Here is an 18182-nt window from a genome sequence, read left to right on the forward strand (position 1 = left end):
GACGCCGGGGCGGGTTTTGAGCCGCCCCGCCGTTGACTTACGCCTCAACCGGGCGACGATTTTGCTGTTTAATACGCTGGTTTGTCAGCATCATCAGCGCCTCCAGCACGCCACCGCCAATCGCCCTCGCCTTATCCGATACGCTGGTGTAGTCAGCCTTATCGCCGCGTGGGTCAATATCGCTGATTTTAAAACCACTATCCACCACCAGACCGTCGTTCAGCAGCCCGCGCACCATGCCGCTGAGCGGTGCCCGAATCTCCGTCTCGCCGACGGTGGCAATCACCTCGCCCTCTTCGACGATATCGCCCAACTTCACGCGCGAGCGCATCACCCCCGCGCCAGGCGCGCGGATCACCCGTTTTGCAGTATGCCCCATAATGTTACCCGGTACGCCAGTGTTGTCCTGCGCGCGGCCCTGATAGATAACCTGACCCAGCCAGTGCCCACGGTTGGTTTCAATCACCGCATGGCAGTCGATACCCGCGCAAAAGCCCGGCCCCAGCGCAATGACCGACGGCGCCAGCCCGCAGTGGGTACCCAGGTTTTCTTTCGCGAGGATGGCATCGACCACGCAGCCAGGATTCAGCTCGCGCAGCGATTCACACAGCGGATCAACCAACACGGGAATCACACCGTTATCCGCTACCTGAATCGCCTCCTGGACGGAATCGACGCGGAGCGCGGTCACGCCCTCTACCGTCATTTCTCCGTCAAAAACCGCCTGGGCAAAGGCCACGGTACGGCGGATCACCGTCGGTTTCTCCACCTCCAGCATCACCACTTTAAACCCGGCGTGCCACAGCCGCAGCGCCACGCCCGTCGCAATATCCCCCGCCCCGCGAATGGCTACCCTTAGCGGCTGCGTGGGAGAGTCGCTGGCCATCATCAGCCCGCCCGGCGCGTTATTTTTGACCTGTAAGATCTCCGCCAGCACGCTGATGGCGATCTCATTCGGCGTCTCAGCGCCAATGTTGTAGCCCACCGGCGCGTGCAGCCGGGCGATATGCTCCTCCGCGACGCCGTTTTCGCGCAGCTGGCGTAAAAACACCTGTACCTTGCGACGGCTGGCCAGCAGCCCCAGCCAGGCGGTAGGCAGTACGGCCAGCTTATCCAGCGCTTCGCGATCCTGGTTATTGGTGGCGATCAGGACATAGTTATCTGGCTGAACGGCCAGCTTATCGACGGCCGCGCCAAAGCTCTCGGCGTGTACCAACTGGGTGAACGGCGGGAAACGTTCAGGATTGAGGCTTTCCGGATAAATATCCGCTACCGCGAGCTCAAAACCGAGCAGCGCAGCGCTGTGCGCTACGGCGCGATTCACATGCCCGCCACCAATCAACACCAGTCTGGGACGCAGCCCATGAACGCTGATGTATACCGACATCGCGCCGCCGCAGTCCGAGCCCACCGCATCGGCCCCGGTGCGCGTCATTCGGCCATGAAACATGCGCGAGGCCTTTTCACGCAGGGCATCAAGCGCTTCATCAATCACCCGGCGTTCGACCATGCCGCCGCCGATGGTGCCGACAATGCTGCCATCATCACGAACCAGCATCTGTGCGGAATGTCGGGGAGTGGAACCACGGCTGTCGACGATCTGTGCCAGCGCGAACGGGCGGTTTTGTGCTTCGAGTCTTGCCGCTTCTGAGAAAATATTCATAACAACCTCAAATGGATATCCCTTCATTACCCCAGAATGGAGTCACTTTCTCACTCGTCTGCGCGTAATCGCCGGACGCGACTGGACCGAACCGGCCCAGATAGCGTCGACGTCGTTTCTCATTATCAAATTGCCAGGCTGCAAATTCTCATTTTGAGAAAGCCGGTTGAGCAGCCAGATACGCCGACAGCCCGTCGGCGCGCCTTTAAACGCCCCTTCCTGATGCTGAACCAGGCGATGCAGCATCGGCCACGTCAGCGCGTCATGCGCCGTGGCGCCGGTGATGCGGGAAAAAAGTGGCCAGCGGTGGACAGTAGCTGGACCAACGGGGTTCCCGAGCATCCCCGCTCCGGTAACGGCAACTACGCAACAGCAGGAATAAGGGATGCAAGGTTCGTGCACATCCGGCGCTTTAAGTGCAAAACCGTGAGCGCCGTCAGCTTCTACCAGCACGATGTCCGGCTGGCCGCTCGCCATGAGCGTATCCAGCTGCGCTGGCGTGAAGCCTCTGACCTTTCCCGCTTCCGGCAGCCAGGCGGAAAAACACGCCTGCAGCGGCCGCTGCCAGAACGCGGCGGGCAGCGCCTGCGGGTCGCGACAGAGGGTCACAGGCAGCGTGTGGGGGACAAACATGTGGGTGGTGGTGGTCAGCAACACGCGCCTCCCCGCCTGCTGAAACAGCTCTGCCAGCCAGAACAAGGTGCTGGTTTTGCCGCCTGCTCCCACGGCGGCGATCAGCAAAGGGCCGGCAGTGGCGTTTAAATCACATAACAGCTCGTCAGCGTGCGGTATATTTTCCATGTTGTGCATTATCTCTCTATTCAGGAGCAAAAATGCAGGTCGATTGTATTATTACCGCCGCGGGGTTGTCCTCCCGGATGGGGCAATGGAAAATGATGTTACCCTGGCAAGGTGGCACAATACTTGATGCAAGTATTAAAAATGCGCGACGCTGCTGCTCGCATATTATTTTAGTGACCGGATTTCGCCATCAAGAGTTAATGGCGCGTTATTCATCGGTCCCGAACATGACGCTCGTTTATAATCCTGACTTCCGCCAGGGGCTCTATTCTTCGGTAAAAGCGGGTCTTCAGGCATTACGTCATGATTATTGTTTTATCACCCACGGAGACCTGCCGTGCCTTGACGATGCTATTTTTTATGGCCTGTGGGAACAGCGCTTCGAAGGCACGCTGATGCCCTATTACGGAGGGATTCCGGGGCACCCGATCCTCACATCCACCAGCAATTTGCGGCGCTGTTTAAGCGGAGAACAGCAGACATCGGTACGCCAGTCGCTGCTTACCGGCCTCTGCCGACAGATCCCGATCAATAATCCAGCGATCGTTCTCGATATTGATACGCCGGAAGATTATAGCCGACTCAATAAGGGTGAAAATAAAGATTTGCGCAAATGATATTATCAATTTGATAGGGTACTGTCGTTTTTGAGAAATAAAAAAACGCCCTTCAGTTGAGTGATTTGAATTCGCATCAACGCCCCAACCTCTCTCTTTAAAGTCGTTTTAACTTTAGACTTTCCTCACGTTTTTACGCCCATTCCGTCTATGAATTCAATTTCTGGCGTGATTGTTGCTGAGCTCCCCTTACCCGTCGGAATTATCGCAATACCGACCACTATGATTTAACAGGTAAGTCTAAGGAGAGGATTATGGGCGATATCATGCGTCCCGTTCCGTTTGAGGAACTCTTAACGCGTATTGTTGATGAATACCAGAATCATCGTTCCATCTTTGGTATTCCGGAGCAGCAGTTTTATTCAGCGCACGCCCCGCATAAGGTGAGCGTATTTGGTGAAACCTGCGCCACGCCGATTGGCCCGGCTGCGGGTCCGCATACCCAGCTGGCGCAAAACATTATTACCTCCTGGCTCACCGGCGGGCGGTTTATCGAACTGAAAACGGTACAAATCCTCGATCGCCTGGAGCTGGAAAAGCCCTGTATTGATGCCGAAGACGAATGCTTCAACACCGAATGGTCCACTGAATTTACCCTGCTGAAAGCCTGGGATGAGTACCTGAAGGCGTGGTTTATTCTGCACCTGCTGGAGGAGATCCTGCCGCTAACGCCGGTCAAAAACGGTAAGTCGTTTATCTTCAATATGAGCGTTGGCTATAACCTCGAGGGCATTAAAGAGCCGCCAATGCAGCAGTTTATCGACAACATGATGAACGCGGGTTCGCAGCCGAAATTTGCCCGGTATCGGGACACGCTGGACCGCTGGCTGCGACTGCATCAGCCAGAAAAAGCCGCGCTGGCGAGCCGCATTCCGGCAAAACTGGTTCAGGGCGTGACGCTCTCTACGATGCACGGCTGCCCCCCGGATGAAATTGAAGCGATCTGCCGCTATATGCTGGAAGAAAAGCAGCTGAATACCTTTGTGAAACTCAACCCGACGCTGTTGGGCTTCAAGCGGGTTCGTGAAATTCTCGATACCTGCGGCTTTGGCTATATTGGTCTGAACGAAGCGTCGTTTGACCACGACCTGAAAATCGACCAGGCGCTGGCGATGCTCAAGCGCCTGATGTCGCTCGCTAAAAGCAAGAATCTGGGCTTCGGCGTGAAGTTAACCAACACCCTTGGTACGGTGAACAACAAAGGCGCGCTGCCAGGCGACGAAATGTACATGTCCGGGCGCGCGCTGTTCCCGCTGTCGATCAACGTCGCAGCCCTGCTGTCGCGAGAGTTTGACGGCAAGCTGCCGATTTCTTATTCCGGCGGCGCGAGCCAGCTCAACATCCGCGATATTTTCGAGACCGGCATTCGCCCGATCACCATGGCAACCGATCTGCTGAAACCCGGCGGCTACCTGCGCCTAAGCGAATGCATGCGCGAGCTGGAACAGGCCGACGGCTGGCAGATGACGCAGGTTGACGTTAAGCGCCTGAACGCGCTGGCGGAAAAAGCGGTCAGCATGGCCTATACCCAGAAGCACTGGAAACCGGACGACCGGATTGATGTGGGTGAAAAGCTGCCGTTGACCGACTGCTACGTCGCTCCCTGCGTCAGCGCGTGTGCTATCAAGCAGGATATCCCCGAGTACATTCGGCTGATGGGCGAACAGCGCTACGTTGACGCGCTGGAGCTTATCTATCAGCGCAACGCGCTGCCGGCGATTACCGGCCATATTTGCGACCATCAGTGCCAGTACAACTGTACGCGCCTCGACTACGACAGCGCGCTGAACATTCGTGAACTGAAGAAAATCGCCCTCGAAAAAGGCTGGGATGAATATCAGCGTCGCTGGCATAAACCCGCCGGTTCAGGCACCCAGCACCCGGTCGCGGTGATTGGCGCGGGACCCGCAGGTCTGGCCGCGGGGTATTTCCTGGCACGCGAAGGTTACAGTGTCACGTTATTCGAGCGCGAAGCTAACGCAGGCGGCGTGGTGCGTAACATTATTCCTCAGTTCCGCATCCCCGGAGAGCTTATCCAGCAGGATATCGACTTTGTGGTGAGTCACGGCGTCAATATTGTCTACGGCTGCGACCCACACCTGACGGTGGAAAAGCTCCAGCAGCAGGGATTCCACTACGTTCTGGTCGGCACCGGCACCGATAAAAACAGCGGCGTGAAGCTCCAGGGTGATAACCCGAACGTGCGTAAATCGTTGTCCTTCCTGCGTGAATATAACCGGGGCGATAACCTGCAGTTAGGTAAGCACGTGGCTATCGTTGGCGCGGGGAATACCGCAATGGACTGCGCCCGTGCGGCCTTACGCGTACCGGGCGTTGAGCAAGCGACCGTCATCTACCGCCGTTCACAGCAGGAGATGCCAGCCTGGCGTGAAGAGTATGAAGAAGCCGTACACGATGGTGTCACCTTCCGCTTCCTGAATAATCCAGAGCGATTCGATGCCGACGGTACGTTAACCGTACGCGTAATGGCGCTGGGCGATATCGATGAAAAAGGCCGTCGCCGCCCGGTAGAGACAGCAGAAACCTGTACGCTACATGTCGACACGTTGATTACCGCCATTGGTGAACAACAGGATGGAGAAGCGCTGGCCGCGATGGGCATTCCGCTGGACGCGCGCGGCTGGCCGGAGGCGAACGCCGAGGGTGAAACCCGCAAACCGGGTGTATTCCTGATTGGCGACGTACAGCGCGGACCGTCTTCAATTGTTTCCGCCATCGGCAACGCACGTCGGGCAACGGAGACGATTCTGGCCCGGGAAAATATCCGCAGCCATCATGGCGACAAGCACTGGAACAAGGTTGATCCCGCTGAAGTGTACCGGCGTAAAGGCGCCATTGTGGTCGCCAGCGTAGGCAAAGACGATCGCGATGCATTCGTCGCTCAGGAAGCCGCACGCTGCCTGGAATGCAACTATGTGTGCAGTAAATGCGTGGACGTTTGCCCGAACCGCGCCAACGTGTCGATTGCCGTCCCCGGCTTCGAAAACCGCTTTCAGACGCTGCACCTCGACGCCTACTGCAACGAATGCGGCAACTGCGCCCAGTTCTGTCCGTGGCAGGGCAAACCGTACAAAGACAAAATTACCGTCTTCAGCCTGCCGCAGGATTTCAGCAACAGCAGCAATCCGGGCTTCCTGGTCGAGGGGAATCGCGTCCATATTCGCCAGAACGCTCAAACCTGGCTGCTGACGCTCGACGACGGCGGGCAGTTCAATCAGATACCACCGCAGCTGGAAGCCATGTGTCGCATCATCAGCCATGTCTATCGCCATCATCACTATCTTCTGGGGGCCGTTGAAGTATGAGTCAGCTACTGCTAAAAAACGCCACTATCGCCCAACTCTATCCGGCGATGGTGCAGGAAAACGTCGACATCGTAATCGAAAATACGAACATCGTCGCGGTCGGGCCCGATCTTGGCCATCAATACCCGCAGGCAAAAATCAAGGAGATGCGCGGCAGGCTGGTGATGCCGGGAATGGTCTGTTCCCACAACCACTTCTATTCGGGATTATCGCGCGGCATTCAGGCCAATATCGCCCCGAGCCCGGACTTTATCTCCACGCTGAAAAACCTATGGTGGCGGCTCGACCGGGCGCTGGACGAAGAGTCGCTGTACTACAGCGGGCTTATCTGCGCCATGGAGGCGATTCGCAGCGGCTGTACGGCGGTCATCGATCATCATGCCTCGCCGAACTACATTGCCGGCTCCCTGAGCCAGCTGCGTAACGCTTTCCTGAAGGTGGGCCTGCGCGGCATGACCTGCTTTGAAACCACCGATCGTAACGGTGGCCAGCAGGAGCTCCAGGCCAGCGTCGAAGAAAATATCCGCTTTGCGCGCGAAATAGACCGCGCGCGCGAAGCGGGGAATGCGCCATACCTGGTCGAGGCGCATATCGGCGCACATGCGCCCTTTACCGTTACCGATGCAGGTTTATCGATGCTAAGCGAAGCGGTGAAGGCGACCGGTCGCGGGCTACATATCCACGCGGCGGAGGACAGCTATGACGTCTCGCATAGCCATCATCACTACGCTAAGGATCTGCTGGTTCGCCTGGCGGAGTTTGACCTGATCGGCCCGAAGACGCTGATCGCGCACGGCCTGTATCTCTCCGACGCCGATATCGCCTTACTGAACGAACGCGATGGTTTCCTGGTGCATAACGCGCGTTCGAACATGAATAACCACGTGGGCTACAACCACAAGCTCACCGCCTACCGTAACCTGGCGCTGGGCACCGACGGCATAGGTTCCGATATGTTTGAAGAGCTGAAGTTCGCGTTCTTCAAACACCGCGACGCCGGTGGCCCGCTCTGGCCAGACGGCTTTGCCCGGGCGCTCAGCAACGGTAATACCCTGCTCAGCCGCAACTTCAATGCGCAGTTTGGCCGCATTGCCGCGGGATATAAAGCGGATCTCACCGTATGCGATTATCTGCCGCCTACCCCGTTAGTGGCGGAGAACATCGCCGGGCATATCGCCTTTGGCATGAGTTCGGGCAGCGTGCACAGCGTGATGGTCAACGGCGTAATGGTCTATGAAAACCGCCAGTTCACCTTCGACTGCGAGCCGATTTTTGCCGAAGCGCGTAAGGTGGCGGCGAAGATGTGGAAACGAATGGATGGGCTAGACTGAACCACAACATCAGGCCGGGCCACGCCCGGCTATAACGTCAGAATGCGGTGGTTATCTTGCGCTGCTTTTGCATTTCCGCCAGCGCCTCGCCGGTGATTTTACTTAATGCCGCCGTTGGGCAGACGTCAATACAGGCCGGGCCGCGCTCGCGACCGTAGCAGAGATCGCACTTCACAATCGTAACTGCCTGATTTTTGGCTACCTCGACGGTAATCACGCCAAACGGACAGGCCACCACGCAGCTCTGACAGCCGATGCAGCGAGCGGCATCGGCTTCCACCCGCTCGTCCCCCATAGTTAATGCTCCCACCGGGCACGCCCCCACGCAGGGGGCATTTTCACACTGATGGCACATTACCGGCACGCTAAGCGTATTCAGACGCAGCACCGTTAAGCGCGGCGCGAACGCCGCATGTTCTGTGGCATGTTCCAGCGCGCAGGCTATCTCGCAGGTGCGACAGCCAATGCAGGACGCCGGGTTGGCCATGATAAAGCTGGTCATGCGCCCTCCTTGCTGTTAAACAGCGTCAGCATTTCACTGGCGGCCTGACGCCCCGCCACCATCGCCGTGACCACCAGGTCAGCGCCGTGCACCGCGTCACCGCCGGCAAAAATCTTGTCGTTGCTGGTTTGCGTGGTGCCGCGACCGCTGCCGCCGGTACGGATTTGCCCCCAGCGGTCCAGCTGTACGCCGTGGCCGCGTAGCCACGGCATATCGTGGGCCTGGAAACCAAATGCCATGATCAGCACATCCGCCTGTAGCTCAAAGCCGGAGCCCACAATCGGCCTTGGCCGGCGGCGTCCATCCGGCCCGGGCTCTCCCATGTCGGTGCGAATCATGCCGACCGCGCTGACCTGCCCCTTACGGTTGCGCTGGATATACTGCGGCTGGACGTTGAACTGGAATTCCACACCTTCCTCCCGCGCGTTGACCACCTCTTTTATAGAGCCGGGCATGCTCAGTTCGTCGCGACGATAGGCGCAGGTCACGCTCGCGGCCCCGCGCCGCACCGCCGTACGCAGGCAATCCATCGCGGTATCACCGCCGCCCAGCACCACCACGTGCTTGTCCTGAATATTAATAAGCGGGTACTCCGCGCTCTCTTCAAGCCCCATTACCTCGCGGGTGCTGGCGATCAGGAACGGCAGCGCCTGGATCACGCCAGGCGCGTCTTCACCTTCCAGCCCCGCGGCCATCAGGCCATAGGTGCCGACGCCGAGGAATACCGCATCGTAATTGGCGACCAAATCGTTAAAGTCGACATCACGCCCAACTTCGTGGTTGAGATGAAATTGAATACCCATTTCGCTGAAGATCGTCCGGCGCATGCCAAGGATCCCTTTATCCAGCTTGAAGGGCGGGATGCCAAACGTCAGCAGGCCACCAATTTCCGGATGCTTATCAAACACATCAACCTGCACCCCCGCACGCACCAGGATATCGGCGCAGCCCAGCCCCGCAGGCCCCGCGCCAATAATGGCAACCCGCTCCTTGCGCGGCGTCACGCCAGCCACCTTCGGACGCCAGCCCATCGCCAGCGCGGTGTCGGTGATGTAGCGCTCGAGATTGCCAATCGCCACCGCGCCCCCCTCGTTTTTCAGCGTGCAGGCCCCTTCGCATAAGCGATCCTGCGGGCAAACGCGGCCACAAATTTCCGGCAATGAGCTGCTCTGATGGCACAGCTCCGCCGCTTCAATGATTTTTCCTTCGTTAACCAGGCGAATGAAATCGGGAATGTGGTTATGCAGTGGGCAGGTCCAGTTGCACCATGCTTTCTGCGCGCAGCTCAGGCAGCGTTCGCTCTCATAATCCGCTTCTGAGCAGCCCAGACCGTAGTAAATCTCCTCGAAATGCGTTTTGCGCAGCGCGGCGTCGACCTTTTTCGCCCCGACGCGAGGGGGTTTAGCGAGGAATATGTCACGAAGCCGCGGCTGGCGCGGCTGCACCGGCTGCCCGAGTACGGTACGCGTCTGGCGCTCGCGGCGGATATTTTCAAGCTGTTGCTCATCCATCAGGCGCAGCGCCTGCGTTGGGCAGGTGGCCACGCAGGCCGGTTGCCCGCTGGGGTGTTCGTTGCACAGATCGCATTTCTGCGCCAGCTGCGGCGCGTCTTCATTGGCAGCGACCATTTCGATAGCCCCGAACGGACAGCTGATGACGCAGTTCTTACAGCCAATACATTTTTCCTGCTTCAGCTGAATGCTGTTGTTAGCGAAATAGAGCGCCTCCGTTGGGCAGGACGCCACGCAGGGCGCGTCGTTACAGTGGTGGCAAGTGGCGGTACGGCTCTCTTTACGTTGGAAAACGACCTGAATGCGCGGGGTGAAATCGCGGCGCTGCAGCGGCCAGTTATCCTGATGATGGGCGGTCACGCAGGCAACCTCACAGGCATGACAACCAATACAGCGGGTGGCATCAGCCACAATAAATCGGTTCATTGGCTTCCCTTTTATTATTCAGATTTTCATCAAGGGTCGCGATGCAATATTCAGGCGCATTTTGGGTTGCGCGTCTGCTGGGGTTATTTTTTGCGATGCAGGTCAAATAAACAATTATTCTCATTTTTCCGCGGCGGCGTCTTTTATCTTATTCGATACCAAAATGAGAGCATTACTCTCATAGTGATACCCGGGTATTTATCCCCTCTTTCATTCCTGTTTCGCCACCGCGTAGTTATTTTCAACAAGTCGTGACTCCATTCACAAAAATATTCTTTGCTCCGCTAAACGGTTAATTCTGGCACAGCTTACGCATAGTTATCGCCGTGCGCGCAACACGCTGATGGCGACATCAGTTCAGGGAGGCAACTGCCTTCGAATCGTAACTTCCGCTCTCAACCGAGCGAAAGTCGTAAAGGAGATAACCACCTCATGAAAGATTCTGCCATTCCTGCCTCACGCTCGACGGCTTCAACGGCGCCGGTCGATGAGGTTTTGCCGATAACGCAAATGATTCTCTACGGACTGCAGCACGTGCTGGTGATGTACGCCGGCGCGGTGGCCGTTCCTCTGGTGGTCGGCAACGCCGTTGGCCTGCCCGCCGAGCACATCATTCTATTGATTAGCGCCGATCTGTTTATCTGCGGCGCGGCAACCATCGTCCAGTCGATGGGGATTCGTCCCTGGCTCGGCTGCCGTTTGCCGCTGATTCAGGGCTGCACCTTCGCCGCGCTGATCCCGATGGTGCTGATTGGCAAAGAGTACGGTATCGGTGCCATTTCCGGCTCGGTAATTGTCTCGGGGATTTTTATCCTCTGCTGCGCGCCGTGGATTAGTCGCCTGATTCGTTTCTTTCCCAGGGTGGTGATGGGCAGTATTGTCACGCTGATTGGCCTGTCGATCATGCCGGTGGCCGGCGGGTGGATAGGCGGCGGGAGCACGGAAATGCAAGGCTTCGGCGACCTGTTTTCCCTGCTGATGGCCGCGATTACGCTGGTCATCATTCTCAACCTGTACACCTTCGCCACCGGGGTGGTGAAAAACACGGCGGTGCTGATCGGGCTGATTATTGGCACAATCCTCTGGAGCTTCTTCAAGCCGCTCGACCTTCACCTGGTGAACGCCACCCCGTGGCTGCATCTGCCGACGGTCATGCAGTTTGCCCGCCCTGAGTTTCATATCGTTCCCGTCGCCCTGCTGTCCATGGTCATGGTCGTGGTGATGGTGGAAACCATGTCCTCGATTATGGCCACCGGCGATATCGTCGGTAAGAAAGTGGATGCCACCATGTTGCGCAACGGCCTGAACACCTGCGGGCTGGCCACCACCATTTGCGGCTTCTTCAACCTTTTCCCCTATGCCGCTTTTGCGCAGAACGTCGGCCTGATCGGCCTGACCGGCGTACGCAGCCGCTTTGTGGTATCGGTCTCTGGGGCGATTCTCATTTTGATGGGCCTGTTCTCGAAAATGGCCGCGCTTGTCGTGCTGATCCCAAAGCCGATCCTCGGCGGCGCCGGGATCGTGATGTTTGGCATGGTCGCCGTCTCCGGTATTCGTACCCTTGGCCAGGTCGACTACCGTAACAATAACAATGGCATGGTGGTAGCACTGACGCTGGGTCTGGGCATGATGCCGGTCCTGGTACCGAACCTGTTTGCCCAGTTCCCGCCGATGATGCAGCTGTTCCTCCACAGCGGTATCACCATCGGGACGCTCACGGCAATCGTCGCCAACCTGACGCTCAACGGCAGCGTGCCGCTGCGTATCTCTCACGATATTCCGGAACCCGATCCGCTGCCGCCGAGCGCCGCGGCGCGAAATATGGCGGTACGCACCGTTCGTATGTGGCTGCTGCTGCGCAAGGTCCAGAAGGGCCAACAGCCACAACACAGCGGGGGGGAATAATGCAAAACCGAATCATACTGGCGTTGCTGGTGCTGGCGTTAATGACCCTGCCCGCCGTCCAGCAGGCCATTGCCTTTGGGGTACGCAGCCGCTTTGATTTTTGGCTGTTTTTTTAGGATGTCACGCTTATCTGGAGAACCATGATGAAAAAAGTGACCACCGTCTGCCCTTACTGTGCCGCTGGCTGCAAGCTGCAGCTGGTGGTTGAGGACAGGCGGATCGTTCGCGCCGAGGCGGCAATGGGCAAAAACAACCAGGGTACGCTGTGCCTGAAAGGCTATTACGGCTGGGATTTTGTCCACGATACCCGCATTCTGACGCCTCGCCTGCAAACGCCGATGATACGCCGCCAGCGCGGCGGCAAGCTGGAAGCGGTCTCGTGGGATGAAGCGCTGGATTACGTCGCCACGCGGCTTAGCGAAATTAAAGCGAAATATGGCCCTGATGCCATTCAAACCACCGGTTCTTCGCGGGGTACCGGCAACGAAACCAACTATGTGATGCAAAAATTCGCCCGCGCGGTTATCGGTACCAATAACGTCGACTGCTGCGCGCGCGTCTGACACGGCCCTTCGGTTGCAGGTCTGCACCAGTCGGTCGGTAACGGCGCAATGAGCAATGCCATCACTGAAATTGATAACAGCGAACTGGTGTTTATCTTCGGCTACAACCCGGCAGATTCTCACCCTATCGTCGCCAACCATGTGCTTAATGCGAAGCGAAATGGCGCAAAAATTATCGTTTGCGATCCACGGCGTATTGAAACCGCCCGCATCGCCGATATGCACCTGGCGCTCAAAAACGGCTCTAATATCGCGCTGTTGAATGCCATTGGCCACGTCATTATTGCGGAGGATCTTTACGACAAATCATTTGTTGCCCGGCGTTCTGAAGGCTTTGAGGAGTACCGTAACATTGTCGAAGGCTATCCGCCGGAATCGGTTGAAGAGATTACCGGCATTAGCGCGCAGGACATTCGCGCCTGCGCCCGACTGTACGCCAGCGCGCGAACGGCCACGATTTTGTGGGGCATGGGCGTCACCCAGTTCTATCAGGGAGTCGAAACGGTGCGCGCGCTGACCAGCCTGGCGATTCTGACCGGCAATCTTGGCAAAGCGAGCGTCGGCGTCAACCCGGTTCGCGGGCAAAATAACGTACAGGGAGCCTGCGATATGGGGGCCCTACCGGACACCTATCCGGGCTATCAGTTCGTAAAAGTGGCCGAAAACCGCGAGAAGTTCGCGAAAGCCTGGGGGGTTGAGAGCCTGCCGGCGCATACCGGCTATCGCATCAGCGAGCTGCCGCACCGCGCGGCACAGGGCGAAGTCCGTGCGGCGTACATCATGGGGGAAGACCCGCTGCAAACCGACGCCGAGCTGTCGGCGGTGCGCAAGGCGTTTGAGACGCTGGAGCTGGTAATTGTGCAGGACATTTTCATGACCAAAACCGCGGCTGCGGCAGACGTCATCCTGCCCTCCACATCGTGGGGTGAGCATGAAGGCGTTTATACCGCCGCCGACCGTGGGTTCCAGCGCTTCTATAAAGCGGTGGAGCCACAGTGGGATCTGAAAACCGACTGGCAGATTATCAGCGAAATCGCCACCCGCATGGGTTATCCGATGCACTACCGTAACACGCAGGAAATCTGGGATGAACTGCGCCATCTGTGTCCGGATTTCTTCGGTGCCACCTATGAGAAAATGGGCGAGCTGGGGTACGTGCAGTGGCCGTGTCGCGATGAATCTCCAGCGGATAAGGGAACCTCATGGCTGTTCAAAGATCGTTTCTCCACGCCAGACGGGCTGGCGCACTTTTTCACCTGCGACTGGGTAGCGCCGATCGACAAATTGACCGAGGAATTTCCCATGGTGCTCTCCACGGTGCGCGAAGTGGGCCACTACTCGTGCCGCTCGATGACCGGGAACTGTTCGGCGCTCTCTGCGCTGGCGGATGAGCCGGGGTATGCGCAGATCAACACCGCCGACGCGGCGCGTTTAGGCATTGTCAATGAGGCGCTGGTGTGGGTGAACTCGCGTAAGGGGCGGATTATTACCCGGGCGAACGTGAGCGAACGGCCAAACAAAGGAGCCATTTACATGACCTACCAGTGGTGGATTGGCGCCTGTAACGAGCTGGTCACGGAAAACCTCAGCCCCATCACTAAGACCCCGGAGTATAAGTACTGCGCGGTACGGGTAGAGGCGATTACCGATCAGGCGGCGGCAGAGCGCTACGTTGCAGAAGAGTATGCGAAGCTTAAAGCACGGCTGCGTGAATGTAGCGAGGGTCACGCGTAAACGGCGCTGTTGGGGAGGTCTGAACCTCCCCGGCGCGCCATCATCGCGTTATGACTTTAACGCGTGGTGGATAGAATCAAGAATCGGCTGGTAGCCGGTGCAGCGACATATGTTCCCTTCCAGCACGTCTTTCAACTGTTCGTCACTCGGCTGTGGCACTTCCTGCAGCAGCGCGGTCGTACTGACCAGCACGCCCGGCGTGCAGAAGCCGCACTGTACGCCGCCTTTCTCCACAAAAGCATGCTGTAGTTTTTGCGTAATCGGGTTGTCGTTTAGCCCTTCCAGGGTGGTGACTTCCGCTTCATCGCACTGTTCCGCCAGCACCAGACAGGAACAGACCGCTTTGCCGTCCATCATCACCGTACAGGCGCCGCATTCACCAATAGAGCAGCCTTCCTTCGTTGCGGTTAACTTCAGCGTGTTGCGGACCAAATCCAGCAGACGCATATTGCCTTCAACTTTGGCTTCTACCAGTTTGCCGTTGACCTTCACTTTAATGACACTCATTGTTTTGTCCTCGACAGGGCGCCAGGTGCCCTGCTTTCACTGATTATTGAGCGGATGCCTGCGCCATCATGTCGCGGAACATGCTGACAAAAACCGGCTGCTTATAGGCGGCGGACCAGCGTTTGCCGATGGCGGCATAAATCAGCTTGTCCAGCACCTCGCAGGCGCTATCAATGGTTTGCGGCGTGATGCGCTGCCCCAGCAGACAGCGCTCAACGTCAAGCAGACGCTGCGGTTTGCTGAACAACGCGCCGTCGACCAGCCGACAGTAGCTGACGGTACCGTCAGCAGCGAACTCCAGCAGCGCGGTTAAGCTCTGACGGGTAATGTTCAGCGCGTTTCGCCGCCCCAACTGATGGTAAAACCCCTTCGCTTTAGGGTGCGCCGGAGCCGGGAGAATCACGCGAGTGAGCAGCTCATCCGGCTGGCGTTGCGTTTTGTAGCCCGAGAGCAGAAACTCGGCCAGCGACATGCGGCGGGCGGCGGTGTGGGAACGCAGTTCGATGCTGGCATCGTAAAGAATCGACGGCGGAATCGAGTCGCCGCACGGCGCGGCGTTGACGATATTGCCGCCGATGGTTGCGCGGTTACGGATCTGGTGAGAACCGACCGTATGGCAGGCCTGCACCAGCAGCGGGTAGCGTTCGCGCAGCAGCGGATGGTCGGTAATACGGTTAAAGGTGACCGCTGCGCCGATGGACACCTCATGGCTTTGCGGATCTTCCGTTATCCCGGTCAGCTCGCTGAGGCGGGAGATATCAACCAGCCTCACCGGTTTGGTTTGCAGCCGCCCCTGCACGATGACATCTGTCCCGCCCGCAATTGCGGTGACACCGTCACTTTTCAGCAGTACCAGCGCCTCATCCAGACTCTTCGGCCGCGTCACCGTGACGTCGGTAAGCCGCAGCACCTGCTTTTTATTCTCCTGCTCAATCATCAGCTCGCTCTGGCGCGCCGGTTTTTTCAGGTTATAGCCGAGAATCACCTGCTCCAGCGTCAGCGGCAGGTGGTTAAAACGCGTGCCCAGCGCAAAGCTTACGGCGTTGTTGATGGCGGCGGCCGCCAGCTCGGTGGCCGGTTCGCCAATGCCTTTCGCCCCCAGCGGACCCGCTTTATCCGGGTTTTCCACCCCGATCACCGTAATGGAGGGAATGTCCTTGATGGTCGGCAGCAGGTAGCTGTCAAAGTTCTCGGACTTCACCTGCCCGTGTTCAATATTAAAATCTTCCAGCAGCGCGTAGCCAAAGCCCTGTGCAATGCCGCCGCATACCTGGCCCTCAAAGCCGACCGGGTTCAGCACCTGGCCCACGTCATGCGCGGCGGTCACGTGCAGCAGGTCGGTCTTACCGGTGCTGGTGTTGACCCGCACTTCCGCAACCTGGCAGCCATATACCCAGGTGAAATACGGGCTGCCGCAGCCTTTTTCTTCATCCCAGTGGATCGGCGGCGGCACAAACCAGCCGTACTCGGTAAGGCTGACGCTGGCCCATTTGGTTTTATTGACCGCATCTTTAAACGCTATGCGCCGGCTATCATCCTGTTTATTGATGATAAAACCGTCCTGCCAGCAGGTATCTTCAAGGCATGTCGCGCCGATGCTCTCGCCCACCACGCTCAGAATGCGCCGCTTAATTTTCTCCGCGGCATCCAGAATCGCCCCGCCGCCGACCATCGTCCCGCGCGTGGCGGCGGTCGAGCCGCCGTCGCCAATCACTGAGGTGGGCGGTTCGCTGAAGTGGATGTCGGTCATCGTTATCCCGAAAGCTTCAGCCGCGATAAGCGACATCGTGGTTTGTAGGCCCTGACCGTTTTCCGATACCGACGTAGAGAGATTAACGCTGCCATCTTCGTTGACCTGAATCAGCGCCGTTGAGGTATCAACCCCTTCCGCGCCAATGGAGCAACCGCGATAGCTGAGCGCCAACCCAATGCCGTAGCGATACACGCCGCCTTGCTCGTTCAGTACTTGGTAATGCTTACGCTTCGCCATAAATTCCGCCGAGGCGGCCGCCTTTTTCAGCACCTCGCATGCCGACACCGTATGCTGATCGAAAACCTGGCCAGTCACGGACGTATCGCCCTGACGTAATGCATTGATTTCACGAATTTCAACCGGTGAGATATTGAGATACTCGGCGATTTCATCCATCAATGATTCATTAGCATAAACCACCTGCGGCGAGCCAAAACCGCGCATCGCAGAGGTATAGCTGTTATTGGTGTACACCGCCTTTACATCGATATGCACGTTGGGGATCGCGTACGGGCCAGCCGCCTGTACGGAAGATCGCCAGGTGACAAACGGCGATGAGGCCGCATAGCCGCCGCTGTCGGCCAGAATATCGATTTTCATTGCCTGGATACGTCCGGCGTCGTTAAGCCCTACTTTGTATTTCATTTTGTAGGGGTGGCGTTTGCAGCTTTCAATGATGGACTGTTCGCGGGTATAGGCGAACTTGACCAGCTTCCCGGTCAGGCGCGTCAGAAGCGCCGAGCGGCAGGCAAGATGATCGATAACGTCATCCTTACCGCCAAACGAACCGCCCATGACCGCGCGCTTGACGTTGATTTGGCTCTGCGGGCAGCCCATAAATTTGGCCACAAAGCCGCGCACCCGGTGCGGGTTCTGAATAGAGCCGGAAATAATCAGGCTGCCGTCAGTAGGATCCAGCCAGGTCAGAACCACTTCCGGTTCAATATAGGCATGTTCCTGGAAGCCGACCTCATATTCGCGTTCAAGGATATGCAGGGAGTCAGCAAATCCCTTTTCGATATCGCCTTTAATGGTGTGGTGATGCGCGGCAATATTGTCGTCACGCTCCGGGTGAATTCGCCGTGCATTGGGCGCCAGCGCCGCTTCCACGTCGGTGAGCGGCGCATACGGCGTGTAGCGCACGTGGATTTTATCGGCTGCTTCGCACGCCGCTTCATAGGTGGTTGCGGCGACAACGGCGATAACGTCGCCGTGAAAGACCACCTCGTCTTTGACTATCGGCAGGTAATCTTTAACGATAACGCCCACCACCGGCGTGCCGGGAATATCCTGCCAGGTGGCAATCCTCACCACGCCGTCTACCGCCAGCGCGTCGCTAAGATCCAGCTCGTCGATTTTTCCTGCGGGAATATCCGCATAGCGACAAACGCCGTAGAGCATATCCGGCAGTGTTATATCATCGCCATATATGGCCGTTCCTTTGACTTTCGCCAACCCATCCACGCGCCCTGGCGACGCTGAACGCAAAGCACACATAATGCTCCCCTTATTATCAATCCTGTAAGTAGCCACGGGAAAAGCC

Annotated in this window: 11 protein-coding genes; 5 read left to right on the plus strand and 6 right to left on the minus strand. The window is 57.8% G+C overall.

Going from position 1 to position 18182, the window contains the following annotated elements; all coding sequences use genetic code 11:
* Positions 1-37: 37 nt before the first annotated feature.
* Positions 38-1663: a selenium-dependent molybdenum cofactor biosynthesis protein YqeB gene (yqeB, locus tag ACWHWP_RS11970; protein WP_447855659.1), complete on the minus strand. Its 1626-nt coding sequence runs from the start codon at positions 1661-1663 to the stop codon at positions 38-40.
* 42 nt (positions 1664-1705) lie between these two features.
* Positions 1706-2464 carry a selenium cofactor biosynthesis protein YqeC gene (yqeC, locus tag ACWHWP_RS11975; RefSeq protein ID WP_063430234.1) on the minus strand — a complete coding sequence of 253 codons (759 nt, stop codon included), beginning with the start codon at positions 2462-2464 and terminating at the stop codon, positions 1706-1708.
* A gap of 32 nt (positions 2465-2496) precedes the next feature.
* On the opposite strand from yqeC, the gene ACWHWP_RS11980 reads away from it, so the two are divergent.
* From ACWHWP_RS11980 to ssnA, 3 genes are all read left to right on the plus strand, one after another.
* The gene (locus tag ACWHWP_RS11980) at positions 2497-3081 is read left to right on the plus strand and encodes an NTP transferase domain-containing protein (RefSeq protein WP_447855660.1); all 585 of its coding nucleotides are present in this window, start codon (positions 2497-2499) and stop codon (positions 3079-3081) included.
* 254 nt (positions 3082-3335) lie between these two features.
* Positions 3336-6407, plus strand: a complete 3072-nt coding sequence (gene ygfK / locus ACWHWP_RS11985) for a putative selenate reductase subunit YgfK (RefSeq protein WP_447855661.1) — start codon at positions 3336-3338, stop codon at positions 6405-6407.
* Positions 6404-7738, plus strand: coding sequence for a putative aminohydrolase SsnA (gene ssnA, locus ACWHWP_RS11990; RefSeq protein WP_447855662.1), 1335 nt, complete (start codon positions 6404-6406; stop codon positions 7736-7738). The genes ygfK and ssnA overlap by 4 nt, the downstream gene beginning before the upstream one ends.
* Before the next feature lie 37 nt (positions 7739-7775).
* Here the strand turns inward: ssnA and ACWHWP_RS11995 are convergent, their stop codons facing one another.
* Together ACWHWP_RS11995 and ygfT are read right to left on the minus strand one after the other, a co-directional pair.
* Positions 7776-8240, minus strand: a complete 465-nt coding sequence (locus ACWHWP_RS11995; protein ID WP_447855663.1) for a 4Fe-4S dicluster domain-containing protein — start codon at positions 8238-8240, stop codon at positions 7776-7778.
* The gene (ygfT, locus tag ACWHWP_RS12000; protein ID WP_447855664.1) at positions 8237-10177 is read right to left on the minus strand and encodes a formate-dependent uric acid utilization protein YgfT; all 1941 of its coding nucleotides are present in this window, start codon (positions 10175-10177) and stop codon (positions 8237-8239) included. The genes ACWHWP_RS11995 and ygfT overlap by 4 nt, the downstream gene beginning before the upstream one ends.
* Before the next feature lie 432 nt (positions 10178-10609).
* Here ygfT and ACWHWP_RS12005 point away from each other — a divergent pair, with 432 nt between their 5' ends.
* Complete coding sequence (locus ACWHWP_RS12005; RefSeq protein WP_059310068.1) at positions 10610-12082, plus strand: nucleobase:cation symporter-2 family protein; 1473 nt, start codon at positions 10610-10612, stop codon at positions 12080-12082.
* 143 nt (positions 12083-12225) lie between these two features.
* Positions 12226-14379: a formate dehydrogenase subunit alpha gene (gene fdhF, locus ACWHWP_RS12010; protein WP_447856670.1), complete on the plus strand. Its 2154-nt coding sequence runs from the start codon at positions 12226-12228 to the stop codon at positions 14377-14379.
* Positions 14380-14427: 48 nt separating this feature from the next.
* On the opposite strand, the gene ACWHWP_RS12015 is transcribed toward fdhF, so the two are convergent.
* Both ACWHWP_RS12015 and ACWHWP_RS12020 read right to left on the minus strand, forming a co-directional pair.
* Complete coding sequence (locus ACWHWP_RS12015; RefSeq protein WP_059310065.1) at positions 14428-14886, minus strand: (2Fe-2S)-binding protein; 459 nt, start codon at positions 14884-14886, stop codon at positions 14428-14430.
* Positions 14887-14929: 43 nt separating this feature from the next.
* Entirely contained in the window at positions 14930-18136 is a 3207-nt protein-coding gene (locus ACWHWP_RS12020) for a molybdopterin cofactor-binding domain-containing protein (RefSeq protein WP_447855665.1), read from the minus strand.
* Positions 18137-18182 lie beyond the last annotated feature (46 nt).

Source organism: Enterobacter sp. WI-ESBL-E8 (assembly GCF_053364895.1).

What these genes read in the sequence shown, in the direction of transcription:
- ygfT (WP_447855664.1), bottom strand. Translation starts at nt 10,177, where the DNA reads ATGAACCGATTTATTGTGGCTGATGCCACCCGCTGTATTGGTTGTCAT.
- ACWHWP_RS12015 (WP_059310065.1), bottom strand. Translation starts at nt 14,886, where the DNA reads ATGAGTGTCATTAAAGTGAAGGTCAACGGCAAACTGGTAGAAGCCAAA.
- ACWHWP_RS11995 (WP_447855663.1), bottom strand. Translation starts at nt 8,240, where the DNA reads ATGACCAGCTTTATCATGGCCAACCCGGCGTCCTGCATTGGCTGTCGC.
- ACWHWP_RS11980 (WP_447855660.1), top strand. Translation starts at nt 2,497, where the DNA reads ATGCAGGTCGATTGTATTATTACCGCCGCGGGGTTGTCCTCCCGGATG.
- yqeB (WP_447855659.1), bottom strand. Translation starts at nt 1,663, where the DNA reads ATGAATATTTTCTCAGAAGCGGCAAGACTCGAAGCACAAAACCGCCCG.
- yqeC (WP_063430234.1), bottom strand. Translation starts at nt 2,464, where the DNA reads ATGGAAAATATACCGCACGCTGACGAGCTGTTATGTGATTTAAACGCC.
- ACWHWP_RS12005 (WP_059310068.1), top strand. Translation starts at nt 10,610, where the DNA reads ATGAAAGATTCTGCCATTCCTGCCTCACGCTCGACGGCTTCAACGGCG.
- ACWHWP_RS12020 (WP_447855665.1), bottom strand. Translation starts at nt 18,136, where the DNA reads ATGTGTGCTTTGCGTTCAGCGTCGCCAGGGCGCGTGGATGGGTTGGCG.
- ssnA (WP_447855662.1), top strand. Translation starts at nt 6,404, where the DNA reads ATGAGTCAGCTACTGCTAAAAAACGCCACTATCGCCCAACTCTATCCG.
- ygfK (WP_447855661.1), top strand. Translation starts at nt 3,336, where the DNA reads ATGGGCGATATCATGCGTCCCGTTCCGTTTGAGGAACTCTTAACGCGT.